Below are 18,351 nucleotides of genomic sequence, written 5' to 3'. Positions count from 1 at the left end.
TCCCACACGGCGGGCGCGCCGTAGATGTCTTCCTGATCCCACAGCGAATGGACCAGCATGGTCGGCACGGTGAGCGGGGCCTTGGCGAGGATCTTGTCCATCGCCTGTTCCTGCCAGAAGCTGTCATAGGCCTGATGCGCTTTGATCTTTTGCCAGAAGCCGATCTGGTCGAGCCCGTGCGCGGTGCCCAGCGGCCCGGCCGAGCCATAGCGCATGAAATGGTCGTAGGCGTCGGCTTCGGTCACTTCGTAAGGCTTGGCGTTGTCGGATGTGGCGACCTGTTCCCAGATATAGCTCATGCCGATCTGGCGGAATGCGCCGTTGTGAAACCAGTCATCGCCGCGCCAGCCATCGACCATCGGGTTCATCGGCACCGCCACTTTCAGCGCGGGATGCGGGTTCACCAATGCCGCCAGCGCGGTGAAGCCATCGTAGCTGATGCCCAGAATGCCGACCCGGCCATTGCTTTCGGGCACATTCTTCACCAGCCAGTCGATGGTGTCATAGGTATCGGTGGCGTGATCGACCTTGGTCGGATTGAGCGAGGTGCCCACGAACGGGCGGTTCATCACATAAGTGCCTTCGGAGCCATACTTGCCGCGCACATCCTGCACCACGCGGATATAGCCGCCCGCCAGCACCACATCGGGCGCGCTGTCATAGCCATCGACCGCGCTGCTCATGCTGCCCGAGCCGTTCAGGCTGGTCATGTCTTCCGCATCATAAGGCGTCCGCGTGAGCAGCATTGCCGCCGCTTTTGCGCCTTTAGGAACCATGATCACCGTGTGCAGCTTCACCCCGTCGCGCATCGGGATATCGACGCTGCGCCGCTCATAATCGCGGTACACCGTCGGCTGCTCGAGCTTGGCCGGGCGCTCGTCATAGGCCGGCGGCGCGGCGAGCGCGGGCGCGGCGGCGCTCGCCAGCAAGAGCGCAGCGATGAGTGTATGGCGAATCTTCATGGATGGTCTCCCCGGTTTGAGGGGAGCGTAACAAGGCGCGCGGGAATGTGCGCGGGCTTTTTTGGAGGGTGTGAGGGGCTAAGTTGACATAGTTGGCACAGTCCTGGGGAATAATTCAGATCGATCAGTGGCGCATCTTTGTTCGTCGCCGTCGATCAAGCGACCGAAGTACGCGCGAATCGCGGGAAAGCGAATGTGCGCACAGACCGTGCCCCCATGCGCACCGCGCGCTCGATGAAGCGGTGGCCGATTCCTATGGCTGGGGGGATGATTGGCGCGCCGGGGTTTCCTGAGGGTGCCCCTCGACCACCCTTTGGGCGGTCCCCCTCCCCGTGCCGGGGAGGTATTGCCCCTCCGTTAGCGCTTTTCGCTGCCACCTCCCCGAGGCAAGCTCGGGGAGGAAATGGCATTGGGATGCAAGGGCGGTGGCCCTTGCCCGCCGGAGGCAAATTTTTCTTAGACGAGAAGGCCCGGAAGGCCGCGGGGCCCACCCCCGGCCCCTCCCGCAGGCGGGAGGGGGGGGAAAGGACGGCAATTACTTCTTCGAGCGCAGTTTGCGGTGGGCACCGAGGTCGAGCACTTCGCTGGGGCCGTCGCCGTTTTCGAGCAGGCCGAGGCGGCGGGCGACTTCTTGATACGCCTCCTCCTCGCCGCCCAGATCCTGGCGGAAACGGTCTTTGTCGAGCTTTTCGCCGGTGGTCATGTCCCACAGGCGGCAGCCGTCGGGGCTGATTTCGTCAGCGAGGATCACGCGGGCATAGTCGCCGTCCCAGATGCGGCCGAACTCCAGCTTGAAATCGACAAGGCGGATATTGATCGCTGAGAACAGGCCGACGAGGAAATCGTTGATGCGGATGGCCATGCTGGAAATGTCCTGCATCTCCTCGTTGCTGGCCCAGCCGAAGCAGGCGATGTGTTCTTCGGCGACCATCGGATCGCCCAGCGCATCGTCCTTGTAGTAATATTCGATCAGGGTGTGGGGCAGCGGCTCGCCCTCTTCGATGCCGAGGCGCTTGCTGATCGAGCCGGCTGCGACATTGCGCACCACGACCTCGATCGGGATGATCTCGACCTGGCGGACCAGCTGCTCGCGCATGTTGAGCCGGCGGATGAAGTGCGTGGGAATGCCGATATGGGCAAGGCGGGTGAACACATATTCGCTGATGCGATTGTTGATCACGCCCTTGCCATTGATCGTGCCGCGCTTCTGCGCGTTGAACGCGGTGGCATCGTCCTTGAAATACTGGATGATGGTGCCCGGCTCAGGGCCTTCGTAGAGGATCTTGGCCTTGCCTTCGTAAATCTGGCGGCGACGCGACATGGGCACTTCTTTCTGCGATTCGCGCGTAAGGGTAGCCCTTAACGGTGAATGAAAAACCCCGGCAGCGCGGCGATATCACCTGAGGCGACACCATCGCTAAGCCGGGGCTGCATCCTTAGGCGAAATTGCAGTGCGGCGCAATTGCGGTGGCGGGCACCGTGTGCGCTGGCGGCTTGCCGGATTGTTCGAACGTTTCCTTCGATCTTATCCTGCTGAACCGAACAATCGGAACATCGTATCGCTGTGCCTGTTCCCGGGGGATAGGCTCCCGCTGGCAAAAGGATACGATGCGATGACCAAAGTTCTGGTGCTCTATTATTCGACTTACGGCCATATCGAGACGATGGCACACGCCATTGCCGAGGGCGCGCGCGCGGGCGGCGCGCATGTCGATGTGAAGCGCGTGCCCGAAACGGTGCCGCTGGAGATCGCCGAAAAGGCGCACTTCAAGCTCGATCAGGCAGCCCCTCTCGCCGCGATTGCCGATCTGGAGCATTACGACGCTATCATCGTGGGCACCGGCACGCGCTTTGGCCGGATCAGCTCGCAGATGGCGGCGTTTCTCGATCAGGCGGGCGGCCTGTGGGCGCGCGGCGCGCTCAATGGCAAAGTGGGCGCGGCTTTTACTTCGTCGGCCACGCAGCATGGCGGCAATGAAACCACCTTGTTTTCGATCATCACCAACCTGCTGCATTTCGGCATGACCATTGTCGGGCTGGACTATGGCTTTCAGGCGCAGATGAGCAACGACGCAGTGACCGGCGGCGCGCCTTATGGCGCGACCACGATCGCGAACGGCGACGGCAGCCGCCAGCCCAGCGAAAGCGAACTTGACGGCGCGCGCTATCTGGGCAAGCGCGTGGCGGAAACGGCGGCGAAGCTGTTTGGGTAATTGCCCCTCCGTCAGCGCTTCGCGCTGCCACCTCCCCGAGCAAGCTCGGGGAGGAATGGCGGGGAAATGCAGATTTTGCATGGGGGGTGCATCTGGCGCAGTGCTTGCGGGCTCGTTATTGCCGCATCTCCTTAAGGAGACCCGCCGATGAGCCGCGCCGAGACGATTGCCCTGCTGGAGTGCTACTACGCCGCGTTCAACGCGGGCGATTGGGCCGGGATGCTGGATTGCCTGGCGGACGACGTGGCGCACGATGTCAATCAGGGCGAGCGGGTGATCGGCAAGGACAAGTTCGCCGCGTTCCTGGCGCATATGGAGCGCTGCTACAAGGAGCGGCTGGCCGACATCGTGCTGATGGCCAGCGACGACGGCACGCGCGCGGCGGCGGAGTTTGTGGTGCACGGGGCCTATCTGGCGACGGACGAGGGCCTGCCCGAGGCGAATGGCCAGACTTATGTCCTCCCGGCGGGCGCGTTCATCGCGGTGGAAGGCGGCAAGATCACGCGGCTGACGATGTATTACAACCTTTCCGACTGGACCGCGCAGGTCGTCGGATGAGCATCACTGTCCGCCCCTTGACCGGCGCGGAAATCGGCGCGGCGCTGGATGATCTGGCGGCGCTGCGGATCGAGGTCTTTGCCGCCTATCCCTATCTTTATGACGGCGATGCGAAGCAGGAGGCCGAGTATCTGGCCGAATATGCGGCCTCGCCCGATGCCGTGCTCGTGGCGGCATTCGATGGCGCGCGGATTGTCGGCGCAGCGACGGCGGCACCGATGATCCACCAGAAGGGCGAGTTTCGGGAGCCCTTCGCTGCGCAGGGCCTCGATGCGGCGCGGTTGTTCTATTTCGGCGAGAGCGTGCTGCTGCCCCAATATCGCGGGCAAGGGGTGGGCCATGCCTTTTTCGACCGCCGCGAGGCGCAGGCGCGCCAGTGCGGAGCGAATGCGGCCTGCTTTGCCGCGGTGATCCAGCCCGCCGACCATCCCGCGAAGCCCGCAGGCTATGTGCCGCACGATGTTTTCTGGACCAAGCGCGGCTATGCCCCGGTGCCCGGGCTGGTCACGCAGCTGGATTGGCGCGAGCACGGCGAGGCGGAGGAAAGCCCCAAGCCGATGCAATTCTGGCTGCGGCAGTGGTAGCCGCGAAGGACCGTTGGCGGGTCGCCGCCGCGCAGTATCCGATCGATCAATTGGCGGATTGGGCCGCCTATGAGGCCAAGCTTGCGCGCTGGGTCGAGGAAGCGGCAGGCGCGGGTGCGGCGCTGCTGGTATTTCCCGAATATGGCGCGATGGAGCTGGCCTCGCTCGATCCCGCCACAATGGGCGATCTGCAGGGCTCGATTGCGACCGTCTCGGCGCTGCTGCCCCGCGTCGATGCGCTGCATATGGCGCTGGCGGCGCGGTTTGGCGTGCATATCCTTGCCGCCAGCGCGCCGCGCTGCGACGGCGATGGCAAAGTGCGCAATGCCGCGCGCCTGTTTGCGCCCGGCGGCAAAGTGGGCGTGCAGGACAAGCTGGTGATGACCCGGTTCGAGCGCGAGCAATGGATGATAGCGGGCGGCCAGTGCCTCACGCTGTTCGAGACCGCGCTAGGCCGGATCGCGGTGCTGATCTGCTATGACAGCGAATTTCCGTTGTTGGCGCGGGCGGCGGTGGAGGCGGGGGCCGAGGTGCTGCTGGTGCCAAGCTGCACCGACAGCCTGCACGGCTATTGGCGCGTGCGCATCGGCGCGCAGGCCCGCGCGCTGGAGGGGCAATGCTTTGCGGTGCAATCGCCCACAGTGGGCGAGGCGTTGTGGTCGCCTGCGGTCGACATCAATCGCGGCGCAGCGGGGATCTATGGCCCGCCCGATCGCGGCATGCCCGAAGACGGCGTGATTGCGGTGGGCATGGAAGGCATAGGACAGTGGGTTTATGGGGAGATCGACCTCGCCAGCATTGCCGATCTGCGCGCCGATGGCGGCGTGCTCAATAGGCGCGATTGGGCCGATCAGCCGGGCGCTGCGCCGCTGCCGCGCCTCGACACGGTCTCGCTTCTCTGACAAACCTTTTTGGCGATTAATGGAGACGATCATGACCGGGCGATTCTCGCGGCGCGGAGCGATGAGGGTCGGCGGAGCGCTTGCCGCCGCGCTGTGGGGCGGGCCATTGCGCGCAGGCGGGGCGGCGCGACCTTCCCGGCCGCTGGTGATGGGCCATCGCGGTGCCTCGGCGCTGCGGCCCGAACACACGCTCGCCGCTTATGCCAAGGCGATCGAGGACGGGGCGGACTTTATCGAGCCCGATCTGGTGCCGACCAAGGACGGCGTGCTGGTCGCGCGGCACGAACCCAACATCACCGAGACCACCGATGTCGCCGCGCGCGACGAATTTGCCGCGCGGCGCACCACCAAAGTGATCGACGGCGTGAGCGAGGACGGCTGGTTCACCACCGATTTCACCTTTGCCGAGCTCAAGACCTTGCACGCCAAGGAGCGGCTTGGCGCGATGCGCACGCAAAGCGCGGGCTATGATGGTCAGTTTCGCTTGCTCAGCTTCGACGAAGTGCTTGATTTTACCGCAGCAGAAAGCGCCGCGCGAAGCCGCAAGATCGGGCTGATCCCCGAAATCAAGCACTCGACCTATTTCGCCGCGCAAGGCTTTGCGATGGAGAAGCTGTTGTTCGATAGCCTGATGGCCAGTGGCTTTGCGCGCCGCGCCCCGGTGATCGTGCAATCCTTCGAAATCGCCAATCTGGTGGCGCTGCGCGAGCTTCTGGGCGAGATGGCGGGTGTGCAGCTGATGCAGCTGATCGATGATCCGGCCGCGCGCCCCGCCGATGTGGCCGCAGCGGGCGGCAGCGTGACCTATGCCGAGATGTTGACGAACGAGGGCCTGGCAGGGATCGCGAACTACGCCGATTGGGTCGCCCCCCAATTGCGCAGCTACATTCCGCTCGGCCCCGATGGCAAACTGGGCGAGCCGACCACGCTGGCCGCCGACGCGCACCGCGCCGGGCTGCTCGCCGGGTGCTACACCTTCCGCCCCGAAAACCGCTTCCTCGCCGCCGACTTCAAGGACGACAAGGGCGACGATGCGCGCAATCCCGAGGGCAGCCTCGCCGAAATCAAGCGCTATCTGGCCGAAGGGCTCGACGGATTTTTCACCGACGATCCGGCTTTGGGCCGCGAAGTGGTTGATGCGGGATAAGCGCTGATGGACGCCGCACAGCAAGTTCACGAGCAGTTTCTGGCCGCGCTCGACGCCGGCACTTTGCGCCGCCGCTCGAACGTGGGGCTCGCTGAGGCTGGCCTTGCTCCGCAGCGGGCCGCTGCGTTGCTGCGCAGCCAGATGCTTAGCCGCCAGCTTGACCGGCTCAGCCGCAAATTGCAGGCGCGCGGAGAGGGTTTTTATACCATCGGTTCCTCGGGGCACGAGGGCAATGCTGCGCTGGCCGAGGCGCTGCGGGTCGATGACATGGCCTTCCTGCATTACCGCGACGCCGCGTTCCAGATCCACCGCGCGGGCCGCGTTCCGGGCGAGACGCCGGCGTGGGACATGCTGCTTTCGTTCACCGCGAGCGCCGAGGACCCGATTTCGGGCGGGCGGCACAAAGTGCTGGGCTCGAAGCGGCTCTCGATCCCGCCGCAAACCTCGACCATCGCCAGCCACTTGCCCAAAGCGGTGGGCGCGGCGTTTTCCATCGGGATTGCGCGGCGGATGGGGTTTGAAGAGACGGTGCTGGCGAAGGACGGCGTGGTGCTGTGCTCGTTCGGCGATGCTTCGGCCAACCATTCGACCGCGCAAGGCGCGATCAACACCGCCGCCTGGGCCGCATTTCAGGGCACACCGATGCCGATCGTGTTTCTGTGCGAAGACAACGGCATCGGGATATCGACGCGCACACCCGTCGGCTGGATCGAGGCGAGCTTTTCGGGCCGCGCGGGGCTGCACTATATCGCCTGCGATGGCTGCGATCTGATCGATGCGTGGCGCGGCGCGAGCGAGGCCGCCGATTATGCGCGGCGGTTTCGAAAGCCGGTTTTCCTGCACATGAAGACGGTGCGGCTTTATGGCCATGCCGGAAATGATGTGCAGCTGGTGTACCTCAGCAAGGACCAGATTGCGGCGGACAACGCGCGCGATCCGCTGCTCGCCAGCGCGGCGCTGCTGATCGAGGAGGGCGTGATGGCCGCCGCCGATGTGCGCGCGGAATATGATGGCATCGAGGCCGCGCTGCTGCGGCAGGTGGAGCTGGCGATCAAGCGGCCCAAGCTGGCGGATGCAGCGGCGGTGATGGCCAGCATCGTGCCGCCAGGGACCGCCGCCGCGCCGCGTCCGCTGGCAGGGGCAGAGGCGCGCGCCGCGCTGTTTGCCGATGAAGCGGCGGCGATGGACAAGCCGCAGCATATGGCGCGGCTCTTGTCATGGGCGCTGGCCGATCTGCTGCTGCAATATCCAAACGCGATTGTCTGCGGCGAGGATGTAGGCGCGAAGGGCGGGGTCTATAACGTGACCGCGCGGCTGCATCAGCGGTTCGGCTCGGCGCGGGTGATCAATACCTTGCTCGATGAGCAGGCGATCCTCGGCCTTGCCATCGGCGCGGCGCATAATGGCTTGCTGCCGCTGCCGGAAATCCAGTTCCTCGCCTATGTCCACAATGCCGAGGACCAGATCCGGGGCGAGGCGGCCACATTGCCGTTCTTCTCGAACGGCCAGTTCACCAATCCGATGGTGCTGCGCATTGCGGGGCTGCCTTATCAGAAGGGCTTCGGCGGGCATTTCCACAACGATAACAGTCTGGCCGTGTTCCGCGATATTCCGGGCATTGTGATCGCGGTGCCCTGTTGCGGTGCTGATGCGGTGCTCATGCTGCGTGAAAGCGTGCGGCTGGCGCATGAGGACGGCCGCGTGGTGATCTTTGTCGAGCCGATTGCGCTTTATATGACGCGCGATTTGCACAGCGAAGGCGATGGCGGGTGGACCTCGGTTTATGAAGCGCCCGGCGTAGCGGAAATCCGGCTGGGCGAGGTGGGCGTGCACGGTGTGGGCGAAGACCTTGCCATCGTGACCTATGGCAACGGGGTTTATCTCTCGCTGCAGGCGCAAAAGCTGCTGGCGGAGCAGGGCGTGGCGGCGCGGGTGATCGATCTGCGCTGGATCGCGCCGCTGGCGCAGGATGCGCTGCTTGCTGCAGTTGGGCCTTGCGCCAAAGTGCTGGTGGTCGATGAATGCCGCATCACCGGCTCGCAAAGCGAGGCGCTGATGGCGCTGTTCGCCGAGCAGGCCCCCGGAAAGCCGGTGCAGCGGATCGCCGCAACCGACAGCTTCATCCCGCTTGGCCGCGCCGCCACCGCTACTTTGCCCAGCCGCGACATGATTGTGGCGAAAGCGCTGGAGATGGCAGGTGGCTAGAGAGTCCATCGTCGTCGTCTGCCCGGGCCGGGGGACGTATAATGCGCCCGAATTGGGCACGCTCGCGCGCCAGCAAGGCGGGCGGGCCGAACTTGCCATGTTCGATGCGATGCGCGCGGCGGGCGGCGCGGAGACGCTTACCGCGCTCGACGGCGCGAAAAAGTTTGAGCCCAAGCTGTATCTGCGCGGCGATGTGGCCGCGCCGCTGATCTATGCCGCCAGTTATCTCGATTTCCTGAGCATCGACACCGAGCGGTTCGACGTTGTCGCGGTGACGGGCAATTCGATGGGCTGGTATACCGCGCTGGCTTGCGCAGGTGCGGTTTCGGGCGAGCACGGCTTTGCCATTGCCGATGCGATGGGGCGCAATTCGCAGCGCCACGCGCCGGGCGGGCAAGCTGTGCTGGTGCTGGCGGACGAGCACTGGCGGGTCGATCCGGGGCTGGCGCGCGCGGTGGAGACCGCATGCGCACAGGCGGGCGTGCTCCCCTCAATTCGGCTTGGCGGGATGCTGGTGGTGGCGGGGCCGGAGGCGGCGCTGGATGCTTTGGATGCCGCTCTGAAAGAATTAGGCCCGGCCATGCCGCGCGCACCGCTGCGGCTGGCAGGGCATGGTCCGTTTCATACGCCGCTGATGCAGCAGAGCGCCGATGCCGCACGCGCCAGCCTGGCGCCAGAGTGGTTTGGCGCGCCGCAGGTGCCGCTGATCGACGGGCGCGGCAAGATCTGGAGGCGCTTCGAGACGGACACTCATGAACTGTGGGACTACACGTTCGGGCATCAGATCACCGCTGCTTATGATTTTACCGCGGCGATGACCGCCGCGACCCGCGAGTTTGCGCCGGATCGCATTGTCTTATTGGGGCCGGGCGAGACCTTGGGCGGCGCGATCGGGCAAGTGCTGGTGAGCGCAAGCTGGCTGGACATTGGCGGCAAGGCAGGGTTCTCTGAGCGGCAGGAGGCAGATCCTTTTCTGCTGGCGATGGGCAGGGCGGCACAACGGAGCATGGTGACTCGGTGACACAGCCTTCGGTTTTGTTCGTCTGTCTCGGCAATATCTGTCGTTCTCCGCTGGCTGAGGCGGCGCTGCGGGCGGAGGCAGTGGCCGCAGGCATTGCCATCACCATCGATTCGGCGGGTATCGGCGGCTGGCATGCCGGCAGCCCGCCCGACGAGCGCGCGCAGGCCGAGGCCTTAAGCAACGGCATCGACATCGGGGGTTATCGCGCGCGACAGGTGAGCCAGGACGATTTTCGCCGTTTCGAGAGGATTTTCGCGCTCGATCAGCAGAACCTGCGCGATCTGGGGCGGATTGCGCCGCGCCGCGCGTCGGCCAAAGTGGGCCTGCTGATGGATATTGTGCCCGGGCGCGAGGGAACGGCGGTGATCGATCCCTATTTCGGTACGCAGGAAGATTTTGCCCAGACCTGGGAAGATGTCAGCCTTGCCGCGAAACAGATAGTAGCGCGGCTCATGCGCTAGCACTTAAGCGATGCCAGAATAACAGGGGACAGGACGAGGGCTTTCAAGACGCGGATCACCGCGATGCTCGAGATCGAGCATCGCATCGTGCAGGGCGGCATGCAATCGGTCGGCTATGCCGAGCTGACCAGCGCGGTTTCGAATGCGGGCGGGCTGTGCATCCTCACCGCGCTGACGCAGCCGAGCCTGCAAAAGCTGCGCGAGGAAATCGAGCGCTGCGCCGCGATGACATCGAAGCCTTTTGGCGTGAACATCACCGTGTTCCCCACGATCAATTCGCCCGATTACAAGGCTTATGCGCAATCCATCATCGATGGCGGGATCAAGATCGTCGAGACGGCAGGCACCCCGGCGGTGCGCGAAATCGTGGAAATGCTGCGCCCGCACGGCATCTAGATACTGCACAAATGCACCGCTGTGCGCCATGCGCTCTCGGCCGAGCGTGCGGGCGGCGACGTGATCTCGATCGATGGCTTCGAATGCGCGGGGCATCCGGGCGAGGATGACATTCCCGGCCTCGTGTTGATCCCGGCGGCAGCGGACAAGGTCAAAATTCCGATGCTCGCTTCGGGCGGGTTCGGTGTTGGGCGCGGGCTGGTCGCGGGCGCGGCGGGCAAGGAATTGCTGGAGACCGGCGACATGACCAAGGGCGTGTTCTGGGCCGGGATGGTGCAGGGCCTGGTTCACGATGTGCCCACGTGCGCCGAGCTGATCGGGCGGATCATGGCCGATGCGGAAGACATCGTGCGCGGAAGGTTGGCGGGGATGCTGGTCTGAGCTAGCTCGGCCGCCGCAACGTGTAACGCAAAGTCGCGCGCGCGTTCGCGGGCACCGTGACCGCCCACACATCGCGCCCGTCCTTGCGCTTCAACTTGGCCGAGGGCGTGAGCAGCAGCGTCCCATCGTCCTTGGCGATGCGCACCTCCAGCCGCACCGGCTGCGCGCGGGCGTTGCTCGCGGTCAGCGTTACAGCGCGCGTCTTGTCATTCTGCCGCGTCTCGCTGGCCTCCAGCGTTACTTGCGTGGCGGTGCCGATGCGCAGATCAAGGTCCTCGCCCACGGCTTTGTCGGGCACGCCGCCCTCGCCGATCAGGACTGCGTTCTCGCCGCGCGGCTCGAATACGGTGATCGGCCCGCCGGGCAGAGGCAGGCCGAGGCCCTCTTCCTTGCGGTTTCGGGTGCGCAGCATGAGTGCAGCATTGCCCTGTACATAAGCGTCGTAGACATCGACCTGCACGAACGGTGTGACCGAAACGCCGCGCTTCTGGGCCAGCATCACCTGCTTTTGCGCGTTGGCTGCGACGGTGGTGGGCATCGGCACCCGGTAAAGCTTGAGATCGCCGAGTGCTTCCTGTTGCACCACGACAGCAGCCTTCATCATCGGCGCATTCATGCGCATCGCGGTCACCACCATATCGGCCCGTTCCATCATCGCGGGCGGCGGCGGCGGCGGGGCTGACATCGGCAAGGGCTCAGGCATCGGCCCAATGAAGCACCGGAATGTAAGGCTATCCCCCGTTGGCTCGGGACGCGCACCGTTATCGGCTTCGCGGTTCACTTTGCCCGCGACCAGCGCTGCCTCGGCCTCAGGATAACTGGTGCTATCGCTGCTCGCCAAAGTGACCCAGGCATCGAGATCGGCTTTGCGGCCATCCTCTCGCATGCGCAGCACATAGTTTGCCTGCCAATTAAAGCCCCATGCCAGATAGGACAGCGACAGCGTTACTTTCGCCGCAACCGGTGAATCCGTTTCCACCGAAAGCGTCGGCTTGGCCGAAAGATCGGCAGGCACGCCCGGATAGGTGATGCTCTCGCGAAGGCCGCTGCAATTGATCGCTTCGAAGCCGTCTGCGGTCTGCAAGATGGCCGAACCATCTGGCGCGGAGCGGATCACCGCCCGCTCCAGTTGCTCCTTGCCGCTTTTGGGGTGCAGGCGGCGCAGCAGCACAGGGCGCCCGAACCCGCGCGCATAGAGCGTGGCGGGCGAGAGCAGGTCGGCGTCCATGTTCTTCTCGCGCACCCCGGCGGGCAGGCCGCTGATGATTGCGCTTTCGGGAAACAGCCCTGCCGCTACCCCTTCAAACCGCACCGTGGCGCGGCCCTTCGGAATGGAAACGGTGCGCTTCTCGGTGATCAGCGCATAGCCTTCCAGCCAGCCGAGATTCATCGCGGTGTCGCTGGCGCGCTCCGGCGCGCGGTACACCGTGACCGCCGTGCTTTGGGGCGCGGGCGAGACGACGACCGTCTGCGCCCATGCCGGAGCGGCAAGGAACGCAGCCAACGCGAGAAAGCGGCGCAACGCCGGGCGCTCCCGCTCAGTACCGGGTATCGAACTGGACGGTCAGCGTCGTCTCGCCATTGGCGGGCACGGGCACCTGCCACGTGCGCTCGTCGGCGGAGCGCTGCGTGCCCTTGATGCTCTCGCTCGGCACACGGTTATCGCCCCACCAGGTGTCGAGGCCCGCCTGCACCACTTCGACCGTCACCGGCGTCGGCTTCGCGTTGGTGACTTTGTAGGTCATCGTGGTGCGCCAGAATTCCTTGGTCTCGTCGATCGTCACCTCGCGCGGCGGCTTGCCGTCCACGCTGATGCGGTAGCGCGCGGTGCGCGCCCATTCATCGCTCATGATCCGCTCGCGCTTTTGCACGGTGGGCTGCACTTTCACGTCGAACGCCTCGCCGGTTTTGAGCGCGAGGCTCGATCCCATCGGCGTGTGGCCGATGCGGTTTTCGCCGATAAACTGCGGCGCGCCCCGCGCATCGCGCATGTAGACGCGCACCGTTCCTGCGGGCAGTGCATCACCAAGGCCGCCGGAGCGCGAGGAGGAGAAGCGCAGCACGCTGTCCACGCTCGCCGCCTCGTCGCGGCTGCCCAGCCAGTCGTTGCGGAAATAATAGCCCTTGCTGGCAGGCGCGCCTGCGACATCGAGGAAGCTCACCTGCTTTTGCTGCGCATTGGCAACGGTAGTGCGGCCCGCGATGGGATAGAGGTAAAAGTCCCCGAGGGTCTCGCGATTGGCGGTCTCGGTGCCGGGGCTGTTGCCCGATGGCCCGCGCATCATCCTCGGGCGCGCCGACTGATAGCCGTTGTTGTCGTCTTGCTGGCCGACAGCACCCGCCACCAGCAGCACTTTGGCATCGGGGAAGGCGGTTCCGCTGTTGTTGTTCAGCGTGATCCAGCCCTGCACATCGATCTTGCCCGCCGCATCATCGAACAGCGCAACATAATCGGCCGACCAGCCGAAGCCCCGGCTCAAGTAATTGAGCGTGACCGGCCGTGCGCCGCCTGCATCGGCATCGAGCGTAACCGAAAGCGTTGGCCGCGCGCGCAGGCCCGCTGGCAGGCTGGGGAAGACCACTCGCGCGCCATATCCGCCGAGCACTTCGATCCGGTCGCCCACGCGCACGATGGTGCCGCCGTTGTTAGCAAGGATGGTCGCGCTCTCGCGCGTTTCCGCGCCGGTGGCGGGGTTGGTGCGCACCAGGGTGACGGTCTGGCCCACGGCCTTATCCATCAGCTTGTCGGGCGTGAGCAGGTCATAATCGAAGTTCTGTTCGACGATCCCTGCGCCGCCCGCCGAGAGCGTGACGGTCTCGGGCCGGATATTGGCGGAAACATCGGGAAACTCTTGCCTGCTGCGCCCTTTTGGCAGGGTCATCGTGCGCGTATCCTGCACGAGCGCCAGATCGTTGTTGTAGATCGTGATTGCTACGTCGCCTTGCGCCGAGGTGGGCAGGATTTGCGCCTGCGCCGCAAAAGGAAGGATGGCGGCTGCGCAGAGCAGCGCGGCTTGCGTGGATGTGCGCATCGAAGGTCTCTCCCGATCAGGCTTGTGAGATGCCGGTTACCCCGCATCGGCCGCCGCCACAATCGCAAGCTCCACCTGAACGCGCGCTGACCCTCAAGCGACCTCGTGCAGCACCTTGCGGATCACGTCCGCGATCTCGTGGATTTGCGCCTCGTTCACGATCAGTGGGGGCGAGAGCGCGATCGTGTCGGCGGTCACGCGGATCAGCAGCCCGGTGTCAAAGGCGCGGTGGAACACTTCCATGCCGCGCGCGCCGATGGCGTTGTCGCGCGGCGCGAGTTCGACCGCGCCGACCAGCCCGCAATTGCGGATATCGATCACATGCGGGCAATCGCGTAGGCCATGCAGCGCATCCTCCCACACCGGCGCCATCGCGGCGGCGCGGGCAAACAGCCCCTCGCGCGCATACAGATCGAGCGTGGCGAGCCCGGCGGCGGCGGCGAGCGGATGGCCGGAATAGGTATAGCCGTGGAAGAACTCGATCCCCGCTGGCGCGCCGTGGACGATGGTATCGTGGATTTCGCGGCTTGCGGCGACCGCGCCCATCGGCACGGTGGCATTGGTGAGGCCCTTGGCCAAAGTGATGATATCGGGGGTGACGCCAAAGGCCTCGGCAGCGGTGGCCGCGCCGATCCGGCCGAACCCGGTGATCACTTCATCGAAAATGAGAAGGATGCCGTATTTCTTGGTGATCTCGCGCAAGTGCTGGAGATAGCCCATCGGCGGCACCAGCACGCCGGTTGATCCCGCGACCGGCTCGACGATCACTGCCGCGATCGTCTCGGCCCCATGTAGCGAAACCAGCTCTTCCAGCTCGTTGGCCAGCCCGCCGTTGCTCGGCTGCAGCCCTCGCTGAAAGCGCGCCGCGTCGCCGTGCGTGTGCGCCAGATGGTCAACGCCCCAGACCTGGCTGACATAACGCTTGCGGTTTCCGCCGATGCCGCCGACCGAAAGCCCGCCGAAGTTGGTGCCATGATAGCCGCGCTGCCGCCCGATCAGCCGGAAGCGCCCGCTGTCGCCCTTGGCCTGATGATAGGCCAGCGCCATCTTGAGCGCGGTATCCGCGCTTTCAGAGCCCGAATTGGTGAAGAAAATGCGGTCCATCCCCGGCGGCATGATCTTGGCGACCGCGCTGGCAAGGCGGAACGGCGAGGGATGGCCCAACTGGAATGTGGGCGCGAAATCGAGCACGCCCGCCGCCTCGCGGATCGCCTCGGTGATCGCCGCGCGGCCATGCCCGGCATTGACGCACCACAGCCCCGAGGTGGCATCGAGCACCGACCGGTCATCATCGGTGGTGAAATGCATGTCCTTGGCCGACACGAACATGCGCGGATTGGATTTGAAGTAGCGGTTGTTGGTGAACGGCATCCAGAAATGCGACATGTCGAGATCGTCCGCAACATCTGGGGCGCGGTCGATGGTTGCAAAGTCTGTGGCCACGGGGTTTTGCTCCTTCAAGCCGCGCGAACGCGGGTGATCATGTCTTGATAAGCGCGGTAGGGCGCCTCGCCGAGATATTGCGCATAAACGCACTTGGCCATCGCTTCTTGCGGCGGAAAGATGGCCTGGTTTTGGCGATAAGCCGGGTCCATCAGCGCCAGCGCGGCGGCGTTGGGCGTGGGATAGGCGATGGTCTGCGCCACATCTGCGCCGCCCTCGGCGCTCAGCAGATAATTGATGAAGGCGTGGGCTGCTTGCGGATTGGGCGCGCCGGTGGGGATGCACAGCTGGTCGGACTGGATGATGCTGCCTTCGCGCGGCACCACGAACGCCAGATCCTTGTCCTCTTTCACCACTTGCGCGATATCGCCGTTGTATTCGATCACCAGATCGCAATCGCCCGACAGCAGCAGATCCTGCCCGTTGTCATCATGGAAGGTGGCGATATTGGGCTTTTGCCGGATCAGCAGATCCTGCACTTGCGCGACCTTTTTGGGATCGAACGCATTGATATCATGCCCCAAATAGATTTCGGTCAGGCGGCAGAGGTCCGCCGCATCCGAAATCAGCGCGATCCGCCCCTTGTAGCGATCCGAATCGAGCACCCATTTGAGGCTGTCGGGCACGCCCTGGACCTTCGATTTGCGGTAGCCGATGCCGAGCACCAGCCAGGTATAAGGCATCGCGAACTTGCGGCCCGGATCATAAGGCGGGTCTTGGAAAGCAGGAGCGATGTTTTTGATATTGGGCAGCTTGGCATGATCGAGCGGCATCAACATGCCCGCTTTGGCCATTCGCTGTGTGAAATCGTTGGACGGCACCACCACATCATAGCCGGGATTGCCGCTGCGCAGCTTGGCAAACAGCTCGTCGTTGTTGGAATAAAGGCTCATGTTGACGCTGACGCCGGTCGCCTTTTCAAAGCCCGCCAGCGTATTCTTGCCGACGTAGGTATCCCAGGTGTAGAAGTTGAGCTGCGGCCCGCTCTTGCCCTTGCATCCCGCCAGCCCCGAAAAGGTGATGCCGACAGCGGCGGCACCTATCCCGGCCAGAAATCCCCGCCGTGAATTGGGTCTCGCGAAGGGAAGCTGCATGGTGCGATGATCCTAGCGCCCTAACGAGGGCATTGCATCGCGCCAGCGTATGTGATCACAGTAGCACGTGTAAAGACCCTGTGCCGATGGGAGATGCGCAAGATGAGCGACAAGCACACTTTGGGACCGAACGTCACCCGCCGCGATTTCGTGCAAGGGGCCGCCGCCGGATCGGCTGCCGCCGCCGCCGCGCTCGGCCTGACTGTGCCCGCCAGCGCGGCACTGCCCGCCTTTCCCGATGAGCCCGGCGGCTATTACCCCCCCTTGCGCACCGGCATGCGCGGATCGCATCCCGGCTCGTTTGAAACCGCCCACGCGCTGCGCGATGGCGAAGCGGTGGGGCAGGCGCTGGCCGGCCCGGCGATGGAAGACTATGACCTTGTCGTCGTCGGCGGCGGCATCAGCGGGCTTTCGGCGGCGATGTTTTACCGCGACAAAAACCCCAAGGCGCGCATCCTGATCCTGGAAAACCACGACGACGTGGGCGGCCATGCCAAGCGCAACGAATTCAACATCGACGGCAAGCGGCTGATCATCAACGGCGGCACGCTCGGCATCGATAGCCCGGAGCCTTATAGCCCGGTCGCCGATGGCCTGCTGCGCCGCATCGGCATCGATGTCCCCGCGCTGGCGGAAAAGTATGAGGAACACGCAGGGGCGGCGCTCAGCGCAGCGGGGCTGACCGGCGGGGTGTTTTTCGACCGCGAGACCTTTGGCCGCGATGCTCTGATCCGCATGCCCAAGTCCGAAACGCTGGCGCAAAGCCTTGCCCGGTCGCCGCTCTCCGCCGCGGCGCAGGCGCAGATCGTGGCGCGCGAAGCCGGGACCAGCGACCCGCTGGGCACGATGCCGATGGCCGAGCGCAAGGATTACATGAGCCGCATCAGCTACCGCGATTTCATGCTGAAGCACGGCGGGATGAACGAGGAATCGGTGTGGTGGTATCAAAACCGCCCGCTTGGCTGGTGGTGCGCGGCGGGCGATGCCATCTCGGCGCTCGATGCCTGGGGCGCGCGGTTCATCGGTTTCGAGGGGCTGAAGATCGACAAGGGCGGCACCATGCGCATGGGCCACACCCCGCGCGGCTTTGCCAATACCGGCGGCTCGTACTCGTTCCATTTCCCCGACGGCAACGGTTCGATTGCGCGGCTTTTGGTCGCGGGGCTGGTGCCCGGCTTCATGAAGGCAGGCGTGACGGCCGAGGAATCGGTGCTCGCGCCCTGCAATTATGAAACGCTCGACAGCGCCGACAATCAGGTGCGCATCCGCTTGTCGAGCGTGGTCGTGCGCGTCGCCAATCGCGGCACGGCTGGGGCAGATATCGTTTATTCGAACGGCGGGGAGGTCCACAAAGTCGCCGCGCGCCATGTTGTGATGGCCTGCTGGAACATGGTGATCCCCTACTTGATCCCCGAGCTGCCCGAGCCGCAGAAGGCGGGCCTCCATGAACTGGTGAAAGAGCCGCTATGCTATACCAGCGTGGCGCTCACCAACTGGCGCGCCTTTGCCAAGGCAGGCGTCAGCCGCGCATGGTGCCCGGCAGGCTGGTACACCAGCTTCGGGCTGGACCGCGTGGTCGAGATCGGCGGCTACACCGGCCCCAAAACCCCCGACGAGCCGATCCTGCTCGAACTGGGCAGCTATCCCCACGCCCCCGGCCTGCCCGAACACGAACAAAGCCGCGCCGGCCGCGCCGAACTTCTCGCCACGCCCTTTGCCACCTTCGAAAGCCGCGCGGTCGACCTGCTCACCCGCGCGCTGGGCCAGCACGGCTTCGACGCGAACAAGGACATCGCCGCGATCACCGTCAACCGCTGGCCCCACGGTTATTCCGCCGAATACAACTCGCTGTGGGACGCACGGCGCGACGATGAAGCGGACGCGCCGCATCTGGTGGGCCGCGCAAAGTTCGGCGCGATCACGATTGCGAACGCGGACTCGGGCCGCGCGGC

General features: G+C 64.9%; 15 protein-coding genes and 1 pseudogene. 10 read left to right on the top strand and 6 right to left on the bottom strand.

The features are described 5' to 3' along the window. Together Q0O40_RS10110 and purC are read right to left on the bottom strand one after the other, a co-directional pair. On the bottom strand, positions 1-962 hold a 962-nt coding region (locus tag Q0O40_RS10110; RefSeq protein ID WP_295529257.1), incomplete at its 3' end, for a CocE/NonD family hydrolase. 535 nt (positions 963-1,497) lie between these two features. Beyond that, positions 1,498-2,283 (bottom strand): phosphoribosylaminoimidazolesuccinocarboxamide synthase, encoded by a 786-nt coding sequence (purC, locus tag Q0O40_RS10105; RefSeq protein ID WP_295529255.1) that lies wholly within the window; start codon positions 2,281-2,283, stop codon positions 1,498-1,500. Between the two features lie 292 nt (positions 2,284-2,575). On the opposite strand from purC, the gene wrbA reads away from it, so the two are divergent. The 9 genes and pseudogenes from wrbA (at position 2,576) to Q0O40_RS10060 (ending at position 10,830) form a co-directional block, all read left to right on the top strand. Further along, positions 2,576-3,175 carry an NAD(P)H:quinone oxidoreductase gene (gene wrbA / locus Q0O40_RS10100; protein ID WP_295529253.1) on the top strand — a complete coding sequence of 200 codons (600 nt, stop codon included), beginning with the start codon at positions 2,576-2,578 and terminating at the stop codon, positions 3,173-3,175. A 147-nt stretch (positions 3,176-3,322) separates the two neighbouring features. Beyond that, complete coding sequence (locus tag Q0O40_RS10095; protein WP_295529251.1) at positions 3,323-3,733, top strand: ketosteroid isomerase-related protein; 411 nt, start codon at positions 3,323-3,325, stop codon at positions 3,731-3,733. Further along, positions 3,730-4,317, top strand: coding sequence for a GNAT family N-acetyltransferase (locus Q0O40_RS10090; RefSeq protein WP_295529249.1), 588 nt, complete (start codon positions 3,730-3,732; stop codon positions 4,315-4,317). Before Q0O40_RS10095 ends, Q0O40_RS10090 begins: the two co-directional genes overlap by 4 nt. Continuing rightward, a complete protein-coding gene (locus tag Q0O40_RS10085) occupies positions 4,311-5,219 on the top strand; it encodes a carbon-nitrogen hydrolase family protein (RefSeq protein ID WP_295529247.1) in 909 nt (302 codons plus the stop codon). Before Q0O40_RS10090 ends, Q0O40_RS10085 begins: the two co-directional genes overlap by 7 nt. Before the next feature lie 31 nt (positions 5,220-5,250). Then, positions 5,251-6,366, top strand: a complete 1,116-nt coding sequence (locus Q0O40_RS10080; RefSeq protein WP_295529245.1) for a glycerophosphodiester phosphodiesterase family protein — start codon at positions 5,251-5,253, stop codon at positions 6,364-6,366. Between the two features lie 6 nt (positions 6,367-6,372). After that, positions 6,373-8,571: an alpha-ketoacid dehydrogenase subunit alpha/beta gene (locus tag Q0O40_RS10075; protein WP_295529243.1), complete on the top strand. Its 2,199-nt coding sequence runs from the start codon at positions 6,373-6,375 to the stop codon at positions 8,569-8,571. Next, positions 8,564-9,592, top strand: coding sequence for an ACP S-malonyltransferase (locus tag Q0O40_RS10070; protein WP_295529241.1), 1,029 nt, complete (start codon positions 8,564-8,566; stop codon positions 9,590-9,592). Before Q0O40_RS10075 ends, Q0O40_RS10070 begins: the two co-directional genes overlap by 8 nt. Then, entirely contained in the window at positions 9,589-10,053 is a 465-nt protein-coding gene (locus Q0O40_RS10065; RefSeq protein WP_295529239.1) for a low molecular weight protein-tyrosine-phosphatase, read from the top strand. The genes Q0O40_RS10070 and Q0O40_RS10065 overlap by 4 nt, the downstream gene beginning before the upstream one ends. Before the next feature lie 18 nt (positions 10,054-10,071). Further along, a pseudogene (locus Q0O40_RS10060) lies at positions 10,072-10,830 on the top strand (NAD(P)H-dependent flavin oxidoreductase). A 1-nt stretch (position 10,831) separates the two neighbouring features. Here the strand turns inward: Q0O40_RS10060 and Q0O40_RS10055 are convergent. The 4 genes from Q0O40_RS10055 to Q0O40_RS10040 all read right to left on the bottom strand — a co-directional run bounded on the left by Q0O40_RS10055 (position 10,832) and on the right by Q0O40_RS10040 (position 16,399). Next, positions 10,832-12,352: a hypothetical protein gene (locus Q0O40_RS10055; RefSeq protein WP_295529237.1), complete on the bottom strand. Its 1,521-nt coding sequence runs from the start codon at positions 12,350-12,352 to the stop codon at positions 10,832-10,834. A 16-nt stretch (positions 12,353-12,368) separates the two neighbouring features. Next, positions 12,369-13,862 carry a DUF4139 domain-containing protein gene (locus tag Q0O40_RS10050; RefSeq protein ID WP_295529236.1) on the bottom strand — a complete coding sequence of 498 codons (1,494 nt, stop codon included), beginning with the start codon at positions 13,860-13,862 and terminating at the stop codon, positions 12,369-12,371. 93 nt (positions 13,863-13,955) lie between these two features. Next, the gene (locus Q0O40_RS10045; RefSeq protein WP_367183738.1) at positions 13,956-15,305 is read right to left on the bottom strand and encodes an aminotransferase class III-fold pyridoxal phosphate-dependent enzyme; all 1,350 of its coding nucleotides are present in this window, start codon (positions 15,303-15,305) and stop codon (positions 13,956-13,958) included. Positions 15,306-15,319: 14 nt separating this feature from the next. Further along, a complete protein-coding gene (locus Q0O40_RS10040; RefSeq protein ID WP_295529234.1) occupies positions 15,320-16,399 on the bottom strand; it encodes a spermidine/putrescine ABC transporter substrate-binding protein in 1,080 nt (359 codons plus the stop codon). Between the two features lie 102 nt (positions 16,400-16,501). Between Q0O40_RS10040 and Q0O40_RS10035 the strand changes: the two genes are divergently transcribed. Then, positions 16,502-18,351, top strand: a 1,850-nt coding sequence (locus Q0O40_RS10035; RefSeq protein ID WP_295529233.1) for an FAD/NAD(P)-binding protein, incomplete at its 3' end; no start/stop codon positions are given.

It is taken from the genome of Novosphingobium sp. Chol11 (genome assembly GCF_945870625.1).
Lineage (GTDB): Bacteria > Pseudomonadota > Alphaproteobacteria > Sphingomonadales > Sphingomonadaceae > Novosphingobium.
This window is presented reverse-complemented; position numbering and strand designations above follow the sequence as displayed.